Origin of the sequence: Streptomyces sp. NPDC057253 (assembly GCF_042669125.1) — a bacterium.
GTDB lineage: Bacteria > Actinomycetota > Actinomycetes > Streptomycetales > Streptomycetaceae > Streptomyces.
In genome coordinates this window covers 109,699-130,569 of record NZ_JBHUXV010000002.1, presented here as the reverse complement: position 1 = coordinate 130,569, position 20,871 = coordinate 109,699, and the positions used below count along the sequence as shown (strand labels likewise).

23 protein-coding genes and 1 pseudogene are annotated in these 20,871 nt (G+C 72.5%); 10 read left to right on the top strand and 14 right to left on the bottom strand.

The features are described from left to right. Positions 1-30: 30 nt before the first annotated feature. Both ACFULQ_RS01695 and ACFULQ_RS01690 read right to left on the bottom strand, forming a co-directional pair. Positions 31-996, bottom strand: coding sequence for a TauD/TfdA dioxygenase family protein (locus ACFULQ_RS01695; protein WP_383536612.1), 966 nt, complete (start codon positions 994-996; stop codon positions 31-33). 52 nt (positions 997-1,048) lie between these two features. Next, a pseudogene (locus ACFULQ_RS01690) lies at positions 1,049-1,225 on the bottom strand (LacI family DNA-binding transcriptional regulator); the annotation flags it as partial. A 95-nt stretch (positions 1,226-1,320) separates the two neighbouring features. On the opposite strand from ACFULQ_RS01690, the gene ACFULQ_RS01685 reads away from it, so the two are divergent. Together ACFULQ_RS01685 and ACFULQ_RS01680 are read left to right on the top strand one after the other, a co-directional pair. Continuing rightward, entirely contained in the window at positions 1,321-2,151 is an 831-nt protein-coding gene (locus ACFULQ_RS01685) for an aldo/keto reductase (protein WP_383536609.1), read from the top strand. 25 nt (positions 2,152-2,176) lie between these two features. Then, the gene (locus tag ACFULQ_RS01680) at positions 2,177-2,764 is read left to right on the top strand and encodes a DNA polymerase ligase N-terminal domain-containing protein (protein ID WP_383536606.1); all 588 of its coding nucleotides are present in this window, start codon (positions 2,177-2,179) and stop codon (positions 2,762-2,764) included. A 19-nt stretch (positions 2,765-2,783) separates the two neighbouring features. Here the strand turns inward: ACFULQ_RS01680 and ACFULQ_RS01675 are convergent, their stop codons facing one another. After that, positions 2,784-3,170, bottom strand: coding sequence for a VOC family protein (locus ACFULQ_RS01675; protein ID WP_383536603.1), 387 nt, complete (start codon positions 3,168-3,170; stop codon positions 2,784-2,786). Positions 3,171-3,315: 145 nt separating this feature from the next. On the opposite strand from ACFULQ_RS01675, the gene ACFULQ_RS01670 reads away from it, so the two are divergent. Beyond that, complete coding sequence (locus ACFULQ_RS01670) at positions 3,316-3,750, top strand: cupin domain-containing protein (protein ID WP_383536600.1); 435 nt, start codon at positions 3,316-3,318, stop codon at positions 3,748-3,750. Between the two features lie 27 nt (positions 3,751-3,777). Here ACFULQ_RS01670 and ACFULQ_RS01665 read toward each other — a convergent pair whose 3' ends face one another. The 9 genes from ACFULQ_RS01665 to ACFULQ_RS01625 all read right to left on the bottom strand — a co-directional run bounded on the left by ACFULQ_RS01665 (position 3,778) and on the right by ACFULQ_RS01625 (position 12,122). Continuing rightward, positions 3,778-6,135 (bottom strand): SpoIIE family protein phosphatase, encoded by a 2,358-nt coding sequence (locus ACFULQ_RS01665; RefSeq protein ID WP_383536597.1) that lies wholly within the window; start codon positions 6,133-6,135, stop codon positions 3,778-3,780. Between the two features lie 64 nt (positions 6,136-6,199). Then, positions 6,200-6,667 (bottom strand): peroxiredoxin, encoded by a 468-nt coding sequence (locus tag ACFULQ_RS01660; protein WP_383536594.1) that lies wholly within the window; start codon positions 6,665-6,667, stop codon positions 6,200-6,202. Next, entirely contained in the window at positions 6,664-7,044 is a 381-nt protein-coding gene (locus tag ACFULQ_RS01655) for a DoxX family protein (RefSeq protein ID WP_383536591.1), read from the bottom strand. Before ACFULQ_RS01655 ends, ACFULQ_RS01660 begins: the two co-directional genes overlap by 4 nt. Positions 7,045-7,170: 126 nt before the next feature. Next, positions 7,171-7,698, bottom strand: coding sequence for a MarR family winged helix-turn-helix transcriptional regulator (locus tag ACFULQ_RS01650; protein WP_383536588.1), 528 nt, complete (start codon positions 7,696-7,698; stop codon positions 7,171-7,173). Between the two features lie 39 nt (positions 7,699-7,737). Further along, positions 7,738-8,934, bottom strand: coding sequence for an NAD(P)/FAD-dependent oxidoreductase (locus ACFULQ_RS01645; protein WP_383536585.1), 1,197 nt, complete (start codon positions 8,932-8,934; stop codon positions 7,738-7,740). Continuing rightward, positions 8,931-9,125 (bottom strand): ferredoxin, encoded by a 195-nt coding sequence (locus ACFULQ_RS01640; RefSeq protein ID WP_383536583.1) that lies wholly within the window; start codon positions 9,123-9,125, stop codon positions 8,931-8,933. The genes ACFULQ_RS01645 and ACFULQ_RS01640 overlap by 4 nt, the downstream gene beginning before the upstream one ends. An 83-nt stretch (positions 9,126-9,208) precedes the next feature. Then, entirely contained in the window at positions 9,209-10,441 is a 1,233-nt protein-coding gene (locus tag ACFULQ_RS01635; RefSeq protein WP_383536580.1) for a cytochrome P450, read from the bottom strand. 229 nt (positions 10,442-10,670) lie between these two features. Then, the gene (locus ACFULQ_RS01630) at positions 10,671-11,393 is read right to left on the bottom strand and encodes a response regulator transcription factor (protein ID WP_383536578.1); all 723 of its coding nucleotides are present in this window, start codon (positions 11,391-11,393) and stop codon (positions 10,671-10,673) included. A 75-nt stretch (positions 11,394-11,468) separates the two neighbouring features. Beyond that, positions 11,469-12,122 (bottom strand): TetR/AcrR family transcriptional regulator, encoded by a 654-nt coding sequence (locus ACFULQ_RS01625; RefSeq protein ID WP_383536575.1) that lies wholly within the window; start codon positions 12,120-12,122, stop codon positions 11,469-11,471. A 279-nt stretch (positions 12,123-12,401) separates the two neighbouring features. Here ACFULQ_RS01625 and ACFULQ_RS01620 point away from each other — a divergent pair, with 279 nt between their 5' ends. From ACFULQ_RS01620 to ACFULQ_RS01610, 3 genes are all read left to right on the top strand, one after another. Next, positions 12,402-13,886 carry an MFS transporter gene (locus tag ACFULQ_RS01620; RefSeq protein WP_383536572.1) on the top strand — a complete coding sequence of 495 codons (1,485 nt, stop codon included), beginning with the start codon at positions 12,402-12,404 and terminating at the stop codon, positions 13,884-13,886. Between the two features lie 150 nt (positions 13,887-14,036). Continuing rightward, positions 14,037-14,228 (top strand): hypothetical protein, encoded by a 192-nt coding sequence (locus tag ACFULQ_RS01615; protein ID WP_383536569.1) that lies wholly within the window; start codon positions 14,037-14,039, stop codon positions 14,226-14,228. Further along, positions 14,225-14,908, top strand: coding sequence for a response regulator (locus ACFULQ_RS01610; RefSeq protein WP_383536566.1), 684 nt, complete (start codon positions 14,225-14,227; stop codon positions 14,906-14,908). Before ACFULQ_RS01615 ends, ACFULQ_RS01610 begins: the two co-directional genes overlap by 4 nt. 130 nt (positions 14,909-15,038) lie before the next feature. On the opposite strand, the gene ACFULQ_RS01605 is transcribed toward ACFULQ_RS01610, so the two are convergent. After that, complete coding sequence (locus ACFULQ_RS01605) at positions 15,039-15,728, bottom strand: TetR/AcrR family transcriptional regulator (RefSeq protein ID WP_383536563.1); 690 nt, start codon at positions 15,726-15,728, stop codon at positions 15,039-15,041. Positions 15,729-15,846: 118 nt separating this feature from the next. Here ACFULQ_RS01605 and ACFULQ_RS01600 point away from each other — a divergent pair, with 118 nt between their 5' ends. The 4 genes from ACFULQ_RS01600 to ACFULQ_RS01585 all read left to right on the top strand — a co-directional run bounded on the left by ACFULQ_RS01600 (position 15,847) and on the right by ACFULQ_RS01585 (position 19,792). Continuing rightward, complete coding sequence (locus tag ACFULQ_RS01600) at positions 15,847-16,599, top strand: SDR family oxidoreductase (protein ID WP_383536560.1); 753 nt, start codon at positions 15,847-15,849, stop codon at positions 16,597-16,599. A gap of 154 nt (positions 16,600-16,753) precedes the next feature. Next, positions 16,754-17,734, top strand: a complete 981-nt coding sequence (locus ACFULQ_RS01595; protein ID WP_383536558.1) for an ATP-dependent DNA ligase — start codon at positions 16,754-16,756, stop codon at positions 17,732-17,734. A gap of 129 nt (positions 17,735-17,863) precedes the next feature. After that, positions 17,864-18,643, top strand: a complete 780-nt coding sequence (locus ACFULQ_RS01590; RefSeq protein ID WP_383536555.1) for an NPP1 family protein — start codon at positions 17,864-17,866, stop codon at positions 18,641-18,643. Between the two features lie 123 nt (positions 18,644-18,766). Then, entirely contained in the window at positions 18,767-19,792 is a 1,026-nt protein-coding gene (locus ACFULQ_RS01585; protein ID WP_383536552.1) for a questin oxidase family protein, read from the top strand. On the opposite strand, the gene ACFULQ_RS01580 is transcribed toward ACFULQ_RS01585, so the two are convergent. Beyond that, positions 19,789-20,778 (bottom strand): DUF5937 family protein, encoded by a 990-nt coding sequence (locus ACFULQ_RS01580; RefSeq protein ID WP_383536549.1) that lies wholly within the window; start codon positions 20,776-20,778, stop codon positions 19,789-19,791. The genes ACFULQ_RS01585 and ACFULQ_RS01580 overlap by 4 nt on opposite strands. Positions 20,779-20,871 lie beyond the last annotated feature (93 nt).

Below are 20,871 nucleotides of genomic sequence, written 5' to 3'. Positions count from 1 at the left end.
CGAGGAGGGTGCCTCCGTCACCACTGCCCGTCACCACCGCCCCACCTCCGTCCCCGTGATCGCCTCCGACGCCCTGCCGTCCACCCCCACCGGCACGTCCCCGGCCAGCATCACCCGGTGCATGGTCCGGGGAAAGCCCAGGTGGGCGTTGTCGCTGGGGGCCAGGTGGATCGTGGCGCGGTTGTCCCAGAAGGCCACGCTGCCCGGTTCCCAGCGGAAGCGGACCGTGTACTCGGGGCGTACCGCCTGTTCGAGGAGCATGTCGAGAATCGCCCGGCTCTCGGCTCGGGAGAGGCCGGCGATCTGCTCGACGTAGTAGCCGTTGACGTAGAGGATCCGCTCCCCCGTCTCGGGGTGGACCCGTACCAGCGGGTGCAGGGAGGCCACCTGGTGGTCCAGCAGATGCCGCACGTAGGCGTCGTCGCCGGGCCGCGGCTGGTAGCCGACGCCGAGCCGGTGCTCCACGCGCAGACCGTCGGCGAACTCCCGCACCGGCCCCGACAGTCCGGCGTAGGCGGCCGCGAGGTTGGCCCACTGCGTGTCGCCCCCGTACGGCGGGACCGTCTCGGCGCGCAGGATCGTCATGGCGGGCGGGTCGATGCGGGCACCGTGGTCGCAGTGCCAGCCGCGCAGCAGCGTGTGCCGCCGGCGTTGCAGCCACTCCTCGTGCTCCATGCCGAACTTCCCGCCCAGCTCCAGCCGGTCGGCCGTGGTCTCGATCTCCGGGAAGTCCGAGGGCGAGGCGCTGCCCCGCTTGCGCGGGACGACGGGCTCACCGAACCTGCGGGCGAGGGCCACGTGCCCGGTGTGGTCGAGCTTCTGCCCGCGGAAGAACACCACCTTCCACCGCAGCACCGCGGCCCGGATCGCGGCGACCGCCGCGTCGTCGAGCTCACCGGCGAGATCGACACCGGTGATCTCGGCCCCGATGTGCCCCGCGACCGGGTTCACCTCGACGCCCGCGTCCCACTCAGCCGTGCCCTTGTCCGTCGTCATGCCTGCTCCGTAGCTCGCCGCATCCGTCGTGAACCGAGCCCCTTCGTACGGCGCCGAGCTCCGCTGCGGCCTCGCGGATGCGTTCCTGGGTGGCGGGTGAGAGGTTTCCCTCGGCGCGGCCGTTGAAGACGAAGGAGACCGCGGTGTGGGACACGCCCGCGAGCCGGGCGACGTCCCGTGACGTGGCACGCCCGGAGCCCGCCGACCGCTTCTCCTCGGTGCTTCCCAAGCCGTCCGCTGTCCTCGTCCCCGCCCGTCAGGTTGATCACCGCTCACCCTATCCGTGAGGCTGGGGGGACGACACAGTCAAGGGAAGGTCCGCACGTGATCAGCATCCCGACGCACACGCTGAACGACGGTACGAGGATCCCGGCCATCGGGCTCGGCACCTGGCCGATGGACGACGCCGAGGCGGAGCGGGCGGTCGGCACCGCCCTGGAGAGCGGCTACCGGCTCATCGACACGGCGACGAACTACCGCAACGAGACCGGTGTCGGCCGGGGCGTGGCCGGCAGCGGTGTCCCGCGCGAGGAGATCCTCGTGACGACGAAGCTCCCGGGCCGCCACCACGGCTACGAGGAGACCCTGGCGTCCTTCGAGGAGTCCCGCGCCCGCCTCGGCCTGGAGTACGTGGACCTGTACCTGATCCACTGGCCGCTCCCCCGCGTCGACAAGTACGTCGACTCCTGGAAGGCCATGATCAAGCTGCGTGAGGACGGTCTCGTGCGGTCGGTCGGGGTCTCCAACTTCACGGCCGCGCACATCGAGCGGCTGGAGAAGGAGACCGGGGTCCTGCCGTCCGTCAACCAGATCGAGCTGCACCCCCTCTTCCCGCAGGACGAGCTGCGCGCCTACCACGCAGACAAGGGAATCGTGACCGAGAGCTGGAGCCCGCTGGGCCGGGGCTCGGACCTCCTGGACGACCCGGCCGTGACCGCCGTGGCCCGGGCGCACGAGGTCACCCCCGGTCAGGCGATCCTGCGCTGGCACGTCCAGCTCGGGGCCCTGCCGATCCCGAAGTCCGGCGACCGCGATCGGCAGCGCGCGAACCTCGACGTCTTCGGCTTCGAGCTGACCGAGGCGGAGATGGCGGCGATCGCCGACCGCGAGCACCGGCGCCTGGGCGGGGACCCGGAGGTGCACGAGGAGTTCTGAGCCGCACAAGGGGCACTCGGGGTGCATGAACGAGCGTCTGCGGGACTACCACGGCAAGCGGAACTTCGGCCGGACCGGTGAGCCCGAGGGACGGAACGGGCCCGGCGGCGAGGAGCCGCGGTTCGTCGTGCAGATCCACGACGCGAGCACCATGCACTTCGACTTCCGGCTCCAGGTCGGTGACGTGCTGAAGTCCTGGTCGGTCCCGAAGGGCCCCTCCGATCTCCCGAAGGACAAGCGGCTCGCCGTGCCGACGGAGGACCATCCGCTGGAGTACGAGGAGTTCGAGGGGGTGATCCCCGAGGGCGAGTACGGTGGCGGCACCGTGATCGTGTGGGACCAGGGCACGTACGAGCCGCTCAGCCACGACCGCGAGGGGAACCCCGTCGACTTCGCCGAGTCCCTGGAGCACGGGCACGCCACGTTCCGCCTGCACGGTTCGAAACTGCGCGGCGAGTACGCGCTCACCCGGTTCCGTGAGGACAACTGGCTGCTGGTGCGGACCACCAAGGGTCCGGCGCACGGTCACGGCACCCCGGACCCGCGCCGGGCCCGCTCGGCACGGACCGGCCGTACGCTCGCGCAGGTCGCCGTCCACACCGCGACGGACTGAGCCGCCGCCCGGCCGGCGCTCAGTCCGTCGCGCCGAGGCAGAACTCGTTGCCCTCGGGATCGGTCAGCAGGACGTGGTCCTCGTACCGGGCCCGCACCCGCGCGCCGAGCGCGGTCAGCCGCCGGATCTCCGCCTCCGGGTCCGCGGCCAGCAGGTCCAGGTGGACGCGGTTCTTCACCCGCTTGGCCTCCGGCACCAGCTGGAAGAACAGTCGGGGTCCGCCGCCGGCCGGCTCGACCAGCACGGTCGGGTCGTCCTCGGGCCCGCTGAACCCCAGGGAGCGCAGTCGGGCCAGTTCCGCCTCGTCGTAGGGGGCCACCGCGTAGTCGTCCAGGGCGGCGGCCCAGAAGCGGGCGACGGCCGCCGGGTGGGCACAGTCGAAGACGACGTCGTGAAGTCGCGCCATCCCGCCATGTTCACCGTGCCGACCTACCGTGTCATCCGGGTTTTCGGCCTCAACTCGCCCCAACTCGCCTTTCCTGCCTCTATGTTCACAGCGACGCCACTGCGACACGTCGTCGCTCACGCATCCGAGCCAGGAGGCCTTCCCCATGCGCATCGCGCTTCGTACCGCCATGACCGGCGCGGTCGTCACCGCCACCGTGCTGGCGGGCGGCACCGCCCACGCGACCCCGCCGGGACCCGGAGTGGTCGGGACGCTGATCGCCCAGAAGACCGTGGGCGACACCGACTACGTCCTGAGGGAGATCACCGTGCCGCCGGGCCAGGCCACCGGCTGGCACTACCACGACGGGCCGGTCTACGGGTACGTGAAGCAGGGCACGCTCTCCCATTACCACTCCGACTGCGCGAGTGACGGCGTGTACCCGCAGGGCACGGTCGTGCGCGAGCCGGGCGGACCCGGCGATGTGCACCTGGGCCGCAACGAGGGCACCACCCCGCTGATCCTGGAAGTGCTGTACGTGCTGCCGCACGGCTCGCCGTACTCGGAGGACGTGCCGAACCCCGGCTGCTCCTTCCAGTGAAGCCGGTGAGCCCGGCCGGCCCGGTGATCAGAAGTCGAGCGGTTCCAGCGACTGCTCGGCCCAGATCGTCTTGCCGCTGCCGGTCTGCCGGCTCCCCCAGCGCTGGGTGAGCTGGGCGACCAGGAGCAGCCCGCGGCCGCCCTCGTCGTAGGCGTGGGCGCGCCGCAGGTGCGGGGAGGTGGCACTGCCGTCGGAGACCTCGCAGATGAGGGTCCGGTCCCGGATCAGCCGTAGCTGGATGGGCGGTTCGCCGTAGCGGATGGCGTTGGTGACCAGTTCACTGACGACGAGTTCGGTGACGAAGGAGGCCTCCTCCAGTCCCCAGGCCGCGAGTTGCTCGGTGGCGGCCTGCCGGGTGGCGGCGACGTGCGCGGGGTCCGGTTCGACGTCCCAGGTGGCGACCCGGTCCGCGCCGAGGGCCCGGGTGCGGGCCAGCAGCAGCGCCACGTCGTCGCCGGGTTCCTCGGGCAGTACGGCCTTCAGGACGGTGTCGCACAGGTCGTCGAGGGTGTCGGTCCTCGCGGTCAGCGCCCGGCAGAGTTCGTCGGTGGCGTGGTCGACGTCGCGGTCCCGGTCCTCGATCAGCCCGTCGGTGTAGAGAGCTACGACGGCACCCTCGGGCAGTTCGATCTCGGTGGCCTCGAAGGGCAGTCCGCCGACGCCGAGCGGGGGCCCGGCGGTCAGCGGGAGGAGCCGGGTGCTGCCGTCGGGCAGGACGAGGGCGGGCGGCGGGTGGCCGGCGGCGGCCGCGGTGAGGCGGCGCGAGACCGGGTCGTAGACGGCGTAGAGGCAGGTGGCGCCCAGTTCGGCGACCTCACCGCCCTCGTCGGGGCGGTCGTCGGAGGCGAGGTGGGTGACCAGGTCGTCCAGGTGGGTGAGGAGTTCGTCGGGCGGCAGGTCGACGTCGGCGAGGGTGCGCACGGCCGTGCACAGGCGGCCCATGGTGGCCGAGGAGGGGATGCCGTGGCCGACGACGTCACCGACGACGAGGGCGACCCGGCTGCCGGAGAGCGGGATGACGTCGAACCAGTCGCCGCCGATGCCGGCCAGGGAGCCGCAAGGCAGATAGCGGTGGGCGACCTCGACGGCGGCCTGTCCGGGCAGCCCGCGCGGCAGAAGGCTGTTCTGGAGCGCCAGGGCGGTGGTGCGCTCGCGGGCGAAGCGGCGGGCGTTGTCGATGCAGACGGCGGCGCGGCTGGCGAGTTCCTCGCCGAGGACGGCGTCGTCCTGGCCGAAGTCGTCGGGGTGGTTGATGCGCACGGCGACCACCACGCCGAGGGTGGTGCCGCGGGCCATGAGGGGCACCGCGAGCATGGAGTGGACGCCCTTGCGGTAGGAGCGACCGGCCGGGGCGCGGGCGTTGCGCTCGGCGACCCAGCGCATGAAAGCGGGTTCGCCGGCGTGGCTGAGGGCCGCCCGCCCCTCCCGCAGGGCCCGGGCCGGCGGCGAGAACGCCGGGTAGACGTCGGCCTCGCCGAGGCGGACGGCGGCCTCGGGGGTGCCCTCGTGGCCGGATCCGTGGGCCACGCGCCGCAGGACGATGTCCCCTTCGAGCACGGTCGGTGGTTCGTCCGCGCCGAGCACCCAGTCGAGGAGGTCGACGCTGACGAAGTCGGCGTACCGGGGTGCGAGCAGTTCGACGAGTTCCTCGGCGGTGCGCACCACGTCGAGGGTGGTACCGATGCCGGCAGCCGCCTCGTTGAGCAGGGCGAGCCGCCTGCGGGCCCAGAACTGGTCGCTGTTGTCGAAGGCGGCCAGGGCGACGCCGGTCAGCTCTTCGGTGCCGTCCTCCCGTACGGGCCACATCTCGATGGTCCAGGCGTGTTCCCGGTTGAGGGCGGGCGCTCCGGTGAAGCTCTCGTAGCGGGCCGGCCTGCCCGTCTCGGCGACCTGGCGCAGGGTGGCCAGGAAGCCGCGGCTGTGTTCGGCGTCCTCGACGGTGTCCGAGAAGAAGCGGCCCAGCAGGTCCTCCTCGGGCACCCCCATGACCCGGCAGGCCACGTCGTTGAGGCGCAGGTAGTGCTGGCGGGTGTCGAAGACGGACATGGAGATGGCCGCCTGCTGGAAGGCCTGCCCGGCGATGGTCGGCTCGCCGGAGCCGGGGGGCCGGGCGGTGAGGACGTATCCGGTCGGGGTGCCGTCGGTGCCCAGGACGGGACACGCCTCCACGAAGCGCGTGAGCGGGGAGCCGTCGCGGTGTCGCAGGACGACGGTCCCCTTCAGCGCCGCCACGGCCGGTTCCGGCGGGGGCTCGGCGAGCAGCTCTCGCGCCGCCCGGCCCACGACCTCCTCGGCCGTGTGCCCCGTCAGCCGCCGGGCGCCCTCGCTCCAGCCCGTCACCACGCCTGCGGCGTCTGTGACCGCCGTAGCGGAGACGTGCTCCATATCGTCAAGGATGGTCCTTATGTCGGACCGCATCAACCGAAACGGGGCAACCGGGTCCGGTCCGTCACTTACGGTGTGCGCGCAGCGCTTCGAGTGCGCGGTCGGCGTGGGTGTTCATGCGCAGCTCGCTGCGGACGACCTCCAGGACCGTGCGGTCCTCGGCGATGACGAAGGTGACCCGCTTGGTCGGGGCCAGGGAGAAGCCGCGCTTGACGCCGAACAGCTCGCGCACGGTGCCGTCGGGGTCGGAGAGCAGGGGTATGCCGAGGGTGTGCTGCCCGGCGAACTCCTGCTGGCGCTCGACGGTGTCGCCGCTGATACCGACCGGCTGGGCGCCGACGGCGGCGAACTCGCCGGCGAGGTCGCGGAAGTGGCAGGCCTCCGCGGTGCAGCCGGCGGACAGGGCGGCGGGGTAGAAGAAGAGGACGACCGGGCCGTCGGCCAGCAGCTCGGAGAGTTTGCGGGGGGTGCCGGTCTCGTCGGCGAGCTGGAAGTCCTCGACGGTGTCGCCGGTCTCGATCGCCTTGCTCATGCCCGGCCCTCCTCGTTCTTCGCGACGCTGCGCGCCCACAGCACGAGCGGTATCTGCAACGGCAGCCGTCCGAGGGCCGCCGCCTTCTGCGGTGCGGGGCGGTGGCGCCAGTCGACGGCCATCTTGACGTTGGCCGGGAAGACCCCGACGAAGAACGCGGCGCTGGCCAGCGCGGCGGTGCGCCTGGTCCTGGGCAGTGCCAGACCGGCGGCGAGCGCGAGCTCCACGGCGCCGCTCGCATAGGTCCAGGTGCGGGGCTCGCCGGGCAGGGCCCGCGGAATGGTCGCGTCGAAGGAACGCGGGGTGGCGAAGTGGGCGACGCCCGCGGTGGCCAGCAGGCCGGCGAGCAGCAGGGGCGAACGTGGGGACCGTGGCACGGTTCCTCCTTCGGGGGGCTGCCGCGCACATTACTGGACGGTACAAACGCCTCCTGCAGCGGCCTGTGCCCGTACGGGGACCGGCATGGCGGGCCCCCGCGCCGACCGCCGGCCCAGGGGTGCGGCTCAGGTGGTCCCGGTCGACGTCGGCGCCGGCGTCGGCTCCTCGGTCTCGTCGTCGAAGGAGTAGGAGAGGAAGTCGTCGACCATCCGGTGGAAGAGGCCGGCGAGCGTGCGCAGCTCCTCGGGCGACCAGTCGGACAGGGCCAGCTGCATGCCGCGGGCGCCGGCGTCGCGGATGCGGTCGATGGCCTGCTGCCCGGCCCCGGTGAGCTGGATGCGCTGGGCGCGCCGGTCGTCGGGGTCGGGGACGCGGGTGACGTAGCCCGACTTCTGGAGCTGCTGGACGGTACGGGTGACGTGCGAGGCCTCCACGCCCAGCCGGTTGGCCAGCTCCCCGGGACGCATCGGCTCGGTGTCGGCGACCTGCCGCAGCAGGGCCACGGCCGCACGGTCCAGCGGCACCTCGGCCAGGGACATCAGCCGGTCGTGCTGCCGCGCGCGGGTGCTCAGGTAGGTGATGCGGGTGAGCGCCCGCTCGATCTCGATGACTTCCGGGGACGCCGGGACGTCGGGGAGCGGCTGTGAGGGCATGCACCCCACTTTACCATCTTGTTGCGTAACTCAAGTAATCTACGGCGAGCGTTGCGACGAGGTACTGCGGAGGGACGACACGGCCTCGTGCCAGCTCGCGCCGGTCACGACGGCCTGCCGCCACCGCCGGAGCACCTTGGGAGCCATGCCCACCGCGAGGACACCGCCGCCCCGGTCCCCGCTGCGGTACGCGGCGACGAACCGGCGCTCGGCCAAGTCGCCCTCCACGACGGCGACTTCGTCGTGCCCGCGCAGGAAGCCGTACGCCTGGACCTTCAGGTCGTACTGGTCCGACCAGAAGTACGGCACCGGCGCGAACGTCTTGCGCGCCTCCCGCCCGGCGAGCAGGTTGCGGGCGGCGGCCATCCCCTGCTCGGCCGCGTGGGTGCGGTGCTCGATCCGCATCGAGGCACCGAACAGCGGGTTGTGCCAGCGGGCCACGTCACCGGCCGCGTACACGTTCTCGGCGGCCTCGCAGTACGCGTCGCACACCACCCCGTCGCCGAGCGCCAGCCCGCTGCCCTCGAGCCACTCGGTGTTGGGCAGCGAGCCTACGGCCACGAGCACCTCGTCCGCCTCGATCTCCTCGCCGCCGGCCAGCCGGACCCCGTCCTCGGTCACCTCCGAGACCGTGACCCCGCACCGCAGGTCCACACCCCGTTCGGTGTGGGCCCCGGCCAGCATCCGCCCGACGTCCACGCCGACCGCGTGCGCCAGCGGTACGGCGGCGGGTTCGAGGACGGTCACCTCGACGCCGAGGCGCCAGGCCACCGCGGCGGCCTCCGCACCGAGGAAGCCGGCGCCCACCACGACCAGCCGCCGCCCCGGGGACAGCCGCTCGCGGAGCGTGAGCGCGTCGCCGAGGGTGCGCAGTACGTGTGCGCCCTCACCGGGGAGCCGGCGCGGCCGGACCCCGGTGGCGACGACCAGTGCGTCGTACGGCACCTCGGAGCCGTCCGCCAGCCGCACCGCGCGGCCGACGAGGTCGAGGCCCGCCGCCGCGACACCGAGCCGCAGGTCCAGGTCGAGAGCGGCGAGGTCGGCGGGGGTGCGCAGGGCGAGCCGGTCGGCCTCCCACTCCGCGGCCAGGACCTGCTTGGACAACGGCGGCCGGTCGTAGGGCGGTTCGGGCTCGTCGCCGACGAGGGTGAGGGTGCCGTCGTAGCCCTCGCGCCGCAGTGTCTCGGCCGCCGCCAGTCCGGCGGCCGAGGCTCCGACGACGGCGATCCGCCTCACGGTCGGACCAGCCGGATCGCCGCGGCCGGACAGATCGCGGCCGCTTCCTGTACGTCGTCGGCGAGTTCGGGGCCGACCTCCTCGGTCAACAGGATCGCGATGCCGTCGTCGTCCTGGTCGAAGACCTCCATGGCCGCGACCACGCACTGCCCCGAGGCCACGCACTTGTCGGCCTCCAGCTCCACCTTCATGGGATTCCCCTCGCTCGATCGCCTGGTTGTTCCTGGTCGTTCGCGGGACTCGCTCGCGGGACCTGTTCGCGGGACCGGAGCCGTCACCAGGCCACCGGCAGCTCGTGGACGCCGTAGATGAACGCGTCGTGCTTGAACTTCACGTCCTCCAAGACGCAGTCGAGCCGCAGGGTCGGGATGCGCTTGTAGAGGGTGCCGTAGACCACCTGGAGCTCCATCCGGGCGAGGGGCTGGCCCAGGCACTGGTGGACGCCGAAGCTGAAGGCGATGTGACGGCGGGCGTCGCGGGTGAGGTCGAGTCGGTCGGGGTGCTCGAACACCTCGGGGTCGCGGTTGGCGATCTCGTTGACCATGATCACGCCCTCCCCGGCCTTGATGACCTGGCCGGCGATCTCGATGTCCTCGGTGACCGCGCGGCGGCGCCCGAGGTGGGTGATGTTGAGGTAGCGCAGCAGCTCGTCGACCGCGGACGCGACGAACCGCGGGTCGTCACTCTCGCGCAACAGGGCGAGCTGGTCCGGGTGTTGCAGGAGGGCGGCGGTCCCGAGGGCGATCATGTTGGCGGTGGTCTCATGACCGGCGACCAGCATCAGCAGCGCCATCTCCGTGGCCTCCCGGTGGTCGATCTCCCCGGCGGTGACCCGCCCGGCGATGCTCGACAGGAGGTCGTCCCGGGGGTCGGTGAGCCGCTCGGTGATCAGTGCGGCCAGATACGCGGCGATCTCCCGGCTCGCCGCACCCCGCTGTTCGGGAGTGGCGCCCCGGTGGACCATCGTCTTGGTGTTGCCCTGGAAGACCTCGTGGTCGTCGTAGGGGACGCCGAGCAGTTCGCAGATGACCAGGGAGGGAAGCGGCAGGGCGAACGCCTCGACCAGGTCGACCGGGGCGGGCCCGGCCAGCATGTCGTCGATCAGCCCGTCGACGATCCGCTGCACGGCGGGCCGGAGGGCCTCGATCTTCTTGACCGCGAAGGGGGCCGTCACCATCCGGCGCAGCCGGGCGTGTTCGGGGTCGTCCATCATGATGAAGCTGAGCTTGCCCTCGCCCGCCTCGGGGCTGGCCTTGGTGGGGTATCCGGGCCGGTCGGTGTCGGCGCTGACGCGGGGGTCGCCGAGCAGTTGCCGCTGTTCGGCGTAGCGGGTGACCAGCCAGGGCTCGCTGCCGTCCCACAGGCGCACTTTGGTGAGCGGCCCCTTTTCCTGGAGTGCCTTGAGGGCGGGCGGCGGGTCGAAGGGACAGCGGGCGGCACGCGGCATGGGGAACTCGGGGACGGTGTCCGCGCCGCCGTGCGCGGGACCGGCCAGGGTGTCGGCCATGGTTCTCCTCGGTGGTGGGGGGCTTCGTCCAAGGGGCGGAGCGCCGGGGCGAAGTGGTCGAGGCCTCGATGAGCACAGGCAAACAGAGCGGGCTGACGCCTTCCCGCCGACAGCCTGACGGGAAGCTGACGTGACTCGGATCACAGGCATCAACTGGGCTCAGGAACAAGGGACTTGAAGGGTGCCGCTCGGCTCCGGCGCACCGGCTGGCGCGTTTGCAGGCGTGCGCTCACGCCCGCACGTCGACGCGTCCCAGCCAGTAGCCGAAGCCGCGGCGGGTGTGGATCAGCCCCGGCGGCTCCTGGTCCACCTTGCGCCGCAGCCGGGACACGAGTTGCTCGATCGCGTTGTCGCCCCGGTGTTCGCCCCAGACGTACCGGCCGATCTGCTCCTTGGAGAGCACCCGGTGGGCGTTGACCAGGAGATGGCGCAGCAGCCGGTACTCGGCGGGGGTGAGGTCCAGGAGGCGGGTCCCGCGCCGGGCCTCGCACCGGGCGTCGTCCAGGACGAGGTCGCGATACGTCAGTCCGTCACCCCGGGCCGGACCGGCCCCGGTGCCGCGCAGCAGGATCTGCACCCTGGCCAGGAGGTCGGCCACCCGGAACGGCTTGGTGACGTAGTCCCGCTCCCCGAGGCCCAGTTCGGGCACGATCCGGTCCAGGGACGCGTAGTCGATCAGCAGGAGGACCGGGGGACGGCGGGCCAACGTCGGCCGTACGCGCCCCAGTTCCGCCACGTCGGGCAGGGTGGCGTCGACGACCACGAGGTCGAAGCGCTCCCGGGCCAGCCGCGCGAGGCCCTCGGCGGCAGCCGCGACGGCGACGATCCGGTAGCCCGCCAACTCCAGTGTGGTGGAGAGCAGTTCGGCGGCGTCCGAGGTGCCCGCGACGATCAGGAGGCGCTGACCGGCACCGCGGGCGAGTGCCGGTCTCTCGCTGGAACTGCCATGCATGCGGGGGACCGTTTCGTGGGGGACGGCGCTCCCCCACCCTAACCCTCTCCTTGCCTAACTCAAGTAACTCGACCCCTACCGCCCGGTCGGGGTGACCGGGGCCGTCCACAGGGCGACCACGACGTCACCGAGGCCGGTGGCCGCGTCGTGCCAGCTGGCGCGGGGGGTGGGGGTGTTCTCCGCGAGGGCCCGTTCACGGTCGGCGGACATGTGCACGATCAGATGGCGGGCCATCTCGCCGCGCTCGGCACGGACCTCGGCGGGCAGTTCGGGCAGACAGCGGTGCAGCCCCTCGACGATCCTCTGCAACGACGGCGAGGTCATGGACTCCTCGACCATGATCTGCTGGAGCACCGGGTCGGTCATGACCTGCGCGCAGAACCGGGCGAACCAGGTGGGGCTGCCCAGCGCGGCCAGATGCTCGGGCACGGGCCGGACCAGGCAGTCCACCCAGTCCCGTACGTCGGTGGAGTCGCCGGCCTCGGCCAGCAGCCGCGCCCTGATCTCCTCGATGCGGACGTGGTGCTTGCGGGCGATCGCCCGGACCAGGTCGGCCTTGGTGCCGAAGTGGTAGCCGACCGCGGCGTTGTTGCCCTGTCCCGCGGCCTCGCTGACCTGGCGGTTGGACACCGCGAGGACACCGCGCTCGGCGAAGAGGCGCTCCGCGGCGGTCAGGATCAGCTCCCTGGTGGCACTGACCTGTTCCTCGCGTACCGTCCTGCCCGCCATGCTCACCACCGCACCGGGACTTCGCTGAACCCTCCGACGGCCAGTCCCTCGAACCGCCCGAGGTCCGCCGACCGTGCGGCGAGCTCCAGTGCGGGAAGCCTACGCAACCTGGGGCCGCACGAGGGCGGGGGTACCGGCGGCACAGCCGGGCGGCTTCGACGGAGCCGGCCGACGGCCGCCGTACGGCAAGGACAGCCGGGGACAGTATGGTAAGTCAAGCACCTGACTTAACTTCGGCCGAGACTCGACCGGCCCGCTCCCCCGCATGGAGGCACACTCATGTCCGACGCTCCCGCCCGATCCGCCGACGCGGGTGCCGTGACCCCACCGCGGCCGGGTGCCGTGGTGGCGGTGCTGGCCTTCGCCGGAATCGTCGTCTCGCTGATGCAGACCCTGGTGATCCCGATCGTGCCGGAGCTGCCCAAGCTGCTCGACGCGCCGGCCTCCGACACCGCGTGGGCGGTCACGGCGACGCTGCTCGCCGCCGCCGTGGCCACCCCGGTCGTCGGCCGGCTCGGCGACATGTTCGGCAAGCGCCGGATGCTGCTGGTCAGCGTCGTGATGCTGGTCGTCGGATCGGTGGTCTGCGGACTCAGCGACGCCCTGGGACCGATGATCATCGGCCGTGCCCTGCAGGGCCTGTCCTCCGGCGTCATCCCGCTCGGCATCAGCATCATGCGCGACGAACTGCCCGCCGAACGCCTGGCCGGGGCCACCGCGCTGATGAGCGCCTCCCTGGGCGTCGGCGGCGCCCTGGGCCTGCCGACCGCGGCGCTGATCGCGGACAACTTCGACTGGCACGTCCTGTTCTGGGCGTCGGCCGCGATGGGCGCGATAGCCCTCGTCCTGGTCCTGGCGTTCGTGCCGGAGTCCAGGGTCCGCACCGGCGGCCGCTTCGACGCGGTCGGCGCGGTCGGCATGGCCGCGGGACTGGTCTCCCTGCTGCTGGCCATCTCCAAGGGCGCCGACTGGGGCTGGACCAGCGGCACCACGCTGGGCCTGTTCGCCGCGGCCATGATCATCCTGCTGGCCTGGGGCTTCTTCGAGCTGCGCACCGCCCAGCCGCTGGTCGACCTGCGCACCACCGCCCGCCGTCAGGTGCTCTTCACCAACCTCGCCTCGATCGCGATCGGCTTCTCGATGTTCGCGATGTCGCTGGTCCTGCCGCAGCTGCTCCAGCTGCCCACCACGACGGGCTACGGCCTCGGCAAGTCACTGCTGACCGCCGGTCTCGTCATGGCTCCGTCCGGCCTGGTGATGATGGCCCTCGCCCCGGTCTCGGCGGCGGTCTCCAAGGCCAAGGGCCCCAAGGTGACGCTGATGATCGGCGCGCTGATCGTGGCCGCGGGCTACGGGCTCAACATCGTGCTGATGTCCGAGGTCTGGCACCTGGTCCTGATCTCCTGCGTGATTGGCGCCGGCATCGGGTTCACGTACGGCTCGATGCCCGCGCTGATCATGGGCGCCGTGCCCGCCTCGGAGACGGCGGCCGCGAACAGCCTCAACACGCTGATGCGGTCCATCGGTACGTCGACCGCGAGCGCCATCGCCGGTGTCGTCCTGGCGCAGATGACGATCGATCTCGGCGGCTACGCGCTGCCGTCCGAGAACGGCTTCAAGACCGTCATGGCGATCGGCGCGGGAGCCGCGCTCCTCGCCTTCGCCATCGCGTCGTTCATCCCGCGCCCGCGCGCGGCGACGTCGGCGGTTTCCCCCGCGTCGGCCGCGGAGGAGACGTCCGCGGGGGCTGCCTCCGGGCACTGAGCCTCACGCCGGGGGCGTCTCCTGCCCAGGGAGGAGACGCCCCCGGCGCGTACTGCGTTCTCAGTAGGCGTGATTGTCGGCGGAGATACGACGACGAGTACGCCGCGGTCAGGAAGACTGGAGCCGTTCCAGGACACGACCGGAGAGCCGATGAGCATGCCCCTGCGGCGCTATGCCGACGATCATGTCCGTACGGTCGTCGCGATGACGACCGGGCTGCGGTTGCCCGCGCTCCCGCACGGCCACGAGGGCGACCCCGGCACCGACCGGCCGGACATGGTGGGGCCTGCCGTGCTCCCGCTGACCCCCGCCGCCCCGGAACGCCAGGAACGGACACCATGACCATCCGCGTGCTGCTCGCCGACGACCAGGCCCTGCTGCGGGCCACCTTCCGGATCCTCATCGACTCGTGCGACGACCTGGAAGTGGTCGCGGAGGCCACCGACGGCGCCGCGGCGGTGGACCTCGCGCGTGTGCACCGCCCCGACGTGATCCTCATGGACATCCGGATGCCGGGGACCGACGGCTTGGCCGCCACCTCCGTGATCTGCGCGGATCCGGAGCTGTCCGGCACCCGGGTGCTCATCCTGACCACCTTCGAGATCGACGAGTACGTCGCCCAGGCGCTGCGGGCCGGGGCGAGCGGCTTCCTGGGCAAGGACGTCACCGCCGAGGACCTGCTCGCCGGGATCCGGACCGTGGCGGCCGGCGACTCCCTGCTCTCCCCCGGCGCCACCCGCACCCTGATCACCCGCTTCCTCTCGGCCCCCGGCATCGGCACCCGGCTCGCGGCCGCGGACGACCTGACCGGCCTCACCACCCGGGAACGCGAGGTGATGGCCTGGGTGGCCGAGGGGCACTCCAACGAGCAGATCGCGGAGAAACTCTTCGTCAGCCCCTTGACCGTCCGCACCCACGTCCACCGCGCGATGACCAAACTCGGCGCACGGGACCGGGCCCAGCTGGTCGTGATGGCCTACCAGTCGGGCCTGGTGCAGGCACTGCCGCCCGAGGAGCGCTGACCCCGAGGAGTGCTGACCGCAAGGAGCGCTGACCCCGGGGAGCCCTTGCCCCCAGGAGTCCTCGCCCCGAGAGCGGTGCCCTCGGGAGCGCCGCCAGGCCGCCCAGGCCGAGCAGCTGAGTGCCGCCCCCTCACTCCTCGGAGAGCTTCTCCAGCCACTGCTGGAGCAGGGCCGACTCCGCCGTGGTGAGCGTCGGCGGCAGGTCGGCCCGGAGTCTCGCCGCGAGCGTGGCGGCCGCCACGGACACCTGACGCCCCTCGTCCCGTACGGCGGTGTCGGCGGGCCGGGTCACCGAGTCCAGCACCGCGTCCCGCAGCCGCTCCGCGAATTTCCCGTCGGCGTACTGCTCGGGTCGGGTCAGCATCGACAGGGCCGCACCGACGTTGGCCGACATGATCATCTTGGTGGCCAGCGCGGGCGGCACCGTCAGCCGCCCCTCGGCCGCGCAGCGCTCGAGGATGCCGTGGAGCAGGTCGTGCGCCTCCTGGGCGGCGGCCGGGGGCACGGTCAGCTCGGGTGAGTACATCAGGCGGTAGTGGCTCGGGTGCTCCAGAGCGAACCGCATGTGGTTGTCCCAGCCGTCCCTCAGGTCCTCGACGGGATCCTCGCCGGGCCGCGCCGCACGCTTGGACGCGAGGTAGCGCTCGAAGCCCCGGTCGACCACGGCGGCCAGCAGCCCGGCCTTGTCGCCGAAGAGGCGGTAGAGCATCGGCGCCCCCACCCCGGCCCGCTCGCACACGGCCCGCGTGGAGACATCGGCGGCCGACGCGCCCGCCAGCAGCTCGGTGGCCGCTTCCAGGATCTTTTCCCTCGCATCCATGCCCCCACCGTACGGCATTCGTAGCACCGATACGAGTCGGGGGTTACCACCGCTACGTTTCTGTGTTATCGTCGATACGAAGACGTCGTAGCAGCGCTAACAGGCAAGGGATGCGGCCATGACCACTCAGCAGCACGGAACGGAACAGCGCGTCGCGATCGTGACCGGCGGATCGCGCGGCATCGGACGGCAGATCGCCCAGCGGCTGGCCGCCGACGGATTCGCGGTCGTCGTCGGGTACGCAGGGAACAAGGACGCGGCCGACGAGGCCGTGCGCAGCATCGAGGAGACCGGCGGCACCGCGTACGCCGCCCGCGCGGACGTCGCCGACGAGACCGAGGTCGCCGCCCTGTTCGACCTGGCGGAGGCGACCTACGGCGGCGTCGACGTGGTGGTCCACTCCGCGGGCCGGATGCCCCTGTCCCCGATCGCGGACCTCGACCTCGCCGAACTCGACGCGCTGTACCGCACCAACATCCGCGGCACCTTCGTCGTCGACCAGCAGGCCGCGCGCCGGCTCCGCCCGGGCGGGGCGCTCGTCAACCTCTCCAGCTCGGTCGTCGGCCTGGCCTTTCCCGGCTACGGCGCCTACGCGGCCAGCAAGGGCGCGGTCGAGGCCGTGACCCTGATCCTCGCCCGTGAGCTCCGCGGCCGTGACGTCACCGTCAACGCCGTGGCCCCCGGCCCGACCGCGACCGACCTCTTCCTGGACGGCAAGGACGAGGAGACCGTCGCCCGCCTCGCGGCCCAGCCCCCGCTGGAGCGCCTGGGCACCCCCGAGGACATCGCCAACGTCGCGTCGTTCCTGGTCAGTCCGGCCGGCCACTGGGTCAACGGCCAGGTGCTGCGCGCCAACGGAGGCATCATCTGACCCCGCACGAGCCCGGCTCCCCCCGTCCGCCGCGTCCCACCCTCGGCGCTCACCTCCGGCGCTCACCTCCGGCGCTCACCTCCGGGGGCGCCCGTTCAGGGGAACCCTGCACCCGAGGTGCGTGGCGAAAGGTGCTCGTGTCGACAACTCACCCGTGACCCTCCCGCTGATCCCGCCCATGCTGGCCACGCCCGGCACCCTGCCGCCCGTCGCGCAGGACGCCCGGTGGGCCTACGAGACCAAACAGGACGGCCAGCGGGTCGTGGTGTACCTCGCCGGAGACGGCGGTGTGGTGCTGCGTGCCCGGTCCGGGGAGGAGATCACCGGCGCCTACCCCGAGCTCGCGTCGCTGGGCAGCGCCCTCGGTTCCACCGCGGCCGTGCTCGACGGGGAGATCCTGGCGCTGGACGAACACGGGCGTGCGGACTTCCAGTTGCTCCAGCCGCGCATGGGGCTCGCCCACGCTCCCGGCAGGGCCGCGCGCCGGGCGGCCGAAGCGCCCGTGCATGTCGTGCTGTTCGACCTGATGCATCTCGGGCGGCGCTCCCTGCTCGCCCTGCCCTACGCCCAGCGGCGGGCACGTCTGGAGGAGCTGGGGCTCACCGGTCCCCACTGGTCGACGCCCGCCGCCCTCGTCGGCCACGGCGAGCAGGCCCTGCGCGCCACGCGTGAGCACGGACTGGAGGGCCTGGTCTGCAAGCGGTTGGACTCGGTGTACGAACCCGGGGTGCGCTCCCGCGCCTGGATCAAGATCCGCAACATGCGCAGCGAGGACGTCGTGGTGGGCGGCTGGCTGCCGGGCAAGGGACGGCTCACCGGTCTGCCGGGCGCGGTACTGGTGGGTCAGCGGGCCGGAGGGCGGCTGCGGTTCGTCGGCAGTGTGGGCACCGGCTGGAGCGAGGCGGAGCGGATCGAACTCGCCGCGCTGCTGGCGGCCGCGGCGACCGACGTGTGCCCCTTCGATCCCGTGCCGCCGGCGCCGGGCGCCCGCTGGGTGCTGCCCCGGCTGGTCGGCGAGGTCCGCTACAGCACCCGTACCCGGGCCGGGTTGCTGCGTCAGCCCTCCTGGCTGCGACTGCGGCCCGACCTCGCCCCGGAGGACTCAGCCGCCGACCTCCCCGAGCCACCTCCATGATCCGAGTATTGGGCCGGCCGTAACCGGAGCGATGCCTTCTCCCTCTTGGCGCGGACATGAAAAGCCGGGAAGCTGAACTCCCCAGTAACCCGGGGCCGTTGGGCCGCCCCCGGACACCAGGAGGACGCAGTGACGTCACCGTCGTTCAAGAGGCACCGCACGAGATGGCTCACCGGCCTGGCCAGCGCCGCCGCGCTCGTGGTGGCCTTCCCCTCGGTCGCGTTCGCCGCCCCGCCCACGGCGCTGCCCGCCAACGCCGAGAGCGCCGAGTTCACCTACCAGCCGGCCTTCGACTACGACACGGACGGCTGCTACTCGACGCCCGCGATCGGCCCCGACGGCACCATCAACGGCGGTCTCAAGCCCACGGGTTCGCTCAGCGGCGACTGCCATGACGCCGCGGACCTGGACAACACCAACACGTACTCGCGCTACAAGTGCAACAACGGCTGGTGCGCCTACCTGTACGGCCTGTACTTCGAGAAGGACCAGGCGCTGGCGAACACCAGCATCGGCGGGCACCGGCACGACTGGGAGCACGTCGTGATCTGGGTGCAGAACGGCACGGTCCAGTACGTGTCGACCTCCAACCACGGCTCGTTCACGGTGACCGCGGCCTCCGGCGTCCGCTTCGCCGGCACGCACGCGAAGATCGTCTACCACAAGGACGGCATCAGCACGCACTGCTTCCGGCTGGCCAACTCCAACGACGAGCCGCCGGAGAACGCCAAGGGCACCTGGCAGTACCCGCCGCTGGTCGGCTGGAACGGCTACCCGTCGACGGCGCTGCGCGACAAGCTGAGCGCCTATGACTTCGGCAGCGCCAACTTCGGTCTCAAGGACTCCGCCTTCGCCTCCCACCTGACCTCGGCGAAGCCGTCCGGGATCTCCTTCGACCCCAACGCCTGATCCCGACAGCGCCCTTCCGGCGCCCGCGGGCGCGTTCGGGCGCGGGACCTAGGACTCCCGGCACCGCCGGGTTCCGTCCCGCGCCCGATCCCCGCCGATCTCCCCCGGCATAGCGTCCCGTTCATGGACACGACCGAGATGAGCGACACCAGCGGACACCTGGAAGAGGCCCTGGAACGCGTCCACGCGTCCGGCCCGGAGCGCCAGGGCTGGCTGTCCAACCACGCGCCCATGGTCGTCGAGGCGCTCGCCGCGCACGGACAGGCAAGTTCGGTGCACCGGTGGCTGGACCGGTACCAGGACAGGCTGGAGGACTTCCCCGACCGCACGGCCCCCGTCACGGACGACAACTGGCGCTCCGCGCTGGGCGATCCACGCCGGATCGCGGACTGGACCGACCATTTCTCCCGCACGCTCGCCGAGCGCCCCTGGAAGGACGTGCTCGCCGAGTGGTGGCCGCGCCTGCTGCCCGGCCTGTACGGCGGCGCCACGCACACCGTCATCCGGGTCGGCCACGCCGTCCGCGCGGTGGCCGCCGAGGAGAACGCGCCCCGGCGCACCGAACTCGCCCACGCGCTGGGCTACTGGGCCGCCCGGCACCAGACCGTGACCGGCCTCGTGTCGCTGCCGGGCCCGGCGACCGCCGGGCAGGCCCTGGACGCCGTACCGGCGATCGAGCCGGGGCATGTGGGTTTCCGGAACCGTCTGGCCGCGGTGCGCCGGCTGCCCGTGTGGGCGGACGAGGTCACCGACCCGGACACCGCCAAGGAGCGGCTCGCCGACCTCGTCCGGGCCGCGACCCACCGCTACGCCACCCACGGCCACGGTGAGCCGACCATGCTCGTCCATGCGGCGACCGCCCCCAACGCCGTGCTGCGGACGCTCGATTCGCTCCCCCGGGACCAGTGGGCCCCCAGTCTGCACGCGGCCTGGCGGGCGTCGGCGGCGGTCACGGCGATCTACGCGCCGGTGGAGCCGGTCGACCACGCCCCGCCGACGCGTCTCGCGCCCGAGGAGGTCCTGGAGCGGGCTCTCGCCCATGGCGACGAACACGTCATCAAGCTCACCGACACGGCCCTCGACGTCGGTGACGAGCGGGCTCTCGCGGCCGCCCTGCGCTCGGTCGAGCTCAGCGAGCCGCGGGCCTAGGCTCCGCTCATCACCGCGTCGCCCAAGGGCGTCCGCCCGTACAGCACCTGAAGGCCCTGCCGCCGCGAAGCCAGCAGGCCCGCCTCGCGCAGGACCGCCAGATGGGCGGAGACGGTCGAGGGGGCGAGAGCGTGGCGGCGGGCCAGGTCGGTGGTCGAGGCAGGGGTGTCCAACCCGGCCAGGAGGGCGGCGCGTCGGCGCCCCAGGAGCCGGGCGAGCGCCTCCGGAGGGCGCGGCACCCCGGTGGAGTGCAGTGCGCGCATGCCGCGGGCGGGATAGATGACCGTCGGCTGCCAGGGCCGGGCGAAGCCGCTCACCACGTCCGGCCAGACGAACACGCTCGGCATGAGCAGCACGCCCCGCCCGTCGGCCCGTTGGGCGTCCGTCATGTCCCCGCGCACCGGGAGGGTGAGACTGCCGTCGGCCCAGTCGACGTCCGGGTGCAGATCGGCGAACAGCGCGTCCAGGCCCGCGGTGGCCACCTGCCGGGAGCGATGGGCGATGTCGGCCTCCAGCACGGCCCGGTGACGCGCCCAGTCCGGGGCGACCAGCGCCTGCCAGGCCTGCTCGGTGAGATCGGCGAGGCGCCGTACGGTACCGGCCGGGTCGTCGAGGGCGGCCCGGCCCCGCGCCGACTCGGCGAGGCCCGGGGTGCAGGCCAGCGAGCGGGCCATCTCCTCGTGCGCGAGGCCGGGATCGGTGGCGCGCACCCGGGCCAGCTCGTCCTCGAAGCGGGGATACGCCTCCTCGGGCGGCGGCCCCAGGAAGTCCGGGGTGTAGCCGCCGACCGGGGGGATGAACAGCCACAGCGGGGACAGGTCGAGCCCGGCCACCGCGGGTGCCGCCCGGCGCAGCCAGGCCCGGTGGTAGCCGTGCCGGGCGGACCGGCGCAGCATGCGCAGCGCCTCATGGGTCTGGCACAGCGGTGAGACCGCGAACCGGCACCGCCTGAGGTCGTCGTTCCCGAGACGCAGGGTCAGCGCCACACCAGCCTCCCCGACGGCGGTGAGTGATTCGTCCTGGACCGAAAGAGTAGATCGGCGCCGCCCGGCGCAGCACGCTGGCCGTCCCTGATCCCC

What these genes read in the sequence shown, in the direction of transcription:
- ACFULQ_RS01695 (WP_383536612.1), bottom strand. Translation starts at nt 996, where the DNA reads ATGACGACGGACAAGGGCACGGCTGAGTGGGACGCGGGCGTCGAGGTG.
- ACFULQ_RS01680 (WP_383536606.1), top strand. Translation starts at nt 2,177, where the DNA reads ATGAACGAGCGTCTGCGGGACTACCACGGCAAGCGGAACTTCGGCCGG.
- ACFULQ_RS01675 (WP_383536603.1), bottom strand. Translation starts at nt 3,170, where the DNA reads ATGGCGCGACTTCACGACGTCGTCTTCGACTGTGCCCACCCGGCGGCC.
- ACFULQ_RS01670 (WP_383536600.1), top strand. Translation starts at nt 3,316, where the DNA reads ATGCGCATCGCGCTTCGTACCGCCATGACCGGCGCGGTCGTCACCGCC.
- ACFULQ_RS01665 (WP_383536597.1), bottom strand. Translation starts at nt 6,135, where the DNA reads ATGGAGCACGTCTCCGCTACGGCGGTCACAGACGCCGCAGGCGTGGTG.
- ACFULQ_RS01660 (WP_383536594.1), bottom strand. Translation starts at nt 6,667, where the DNA reads ATGAGCAAGGCGATCGAGACCGGCGACACCGTCGAGGACTTCCAGCTC.
- ACFULQ_RS01650 (WP_383536588.1), bottom strand. Translation starts at nt 7,698, where the DNA reads ATGCCCTCACAGCCGCTCCCCGACGTCCCGGCGTCCCCGGAAGTCATC.
- ACFULQ_RS01640 (WP_383536583.1), bottom strand. Translation starts at nt 9,125, where the DNA reads ATGAAGGTGGAGCTGGAGGCCGACAAGTGCGTGGCCTCGGGGCAGTGC.
- ACFULQ_RS01635 (WP_383536580.1), bottom strand. Translation starts at nt 10,441, where the DNA reads ATGGCCGACACCCTGGCCGGTCCCGCGCACGGCGGCGCGGACACCGTC.
- ACFULQ_RS01630 (WP_383536578.1), bottom strand. Translation starts at nt 11,393, where the DNA reads ATGCATGGCAGTTCCAGCGAGAGACCGGCACTCGCCCGCGGTGCCGGT.
- ACFULQ_RS01625 (WP_383536575.1), bottom strand. Translation starts at nt 12,122, where the DNA reads ATGGCGGGCAGGACGGTACGCGAGGAACAGGTCAGTGCCACCAGGGAG.
- ACFULQ_RS01620 (WP_383536572.1), top strand. Translation starts at nt 12,402, where the DNA reads ATGTCCGACGCTCCCGCCCGATCCGCCGACGCGGGTGCCGTGACCCCA.
- ACFULQ_RS01615 (WP_383536569.1), top strand. Translation starts at nt 14,037, where the DNA reads ATGAGCATGCCCCTGCGGCGCTATGCCGACGATCATGTCCGTACGGTC.
- ACFULQ_RS01610 (WP_383536566.1), top strand. Translation starts at nt 14,225, where the DNA reads ATGACCATCCGCGTGCTGCTCGCCGACGACCAGGCCCTGCTGCGGGCC.
- ACFULQ_RS01605 (WP_383536563.1), bottom strand. Translation starts at nt 15,728, where the DNA reads ATGGATGCGAGGGAAAAGATCCTGGAAGCGGCCACCGAGCTGCTGGCG.
- ACFULQ_RS01600 (WP_383536560.1), top strand. Translation starts at nt 15,847, where the DNA reads ATGACCACTCAGCAGCACGGAACGGAACAGCGCGTCGCGATCGTGACC.
- ACFULQ_RS01585 (WP_383536552.1), top strand. Translation starts at nt 18,767, where the DNA reads ATGGACACGACCGAGATGAGCGACACCAGCGGACACCTGGAAGAGGCC.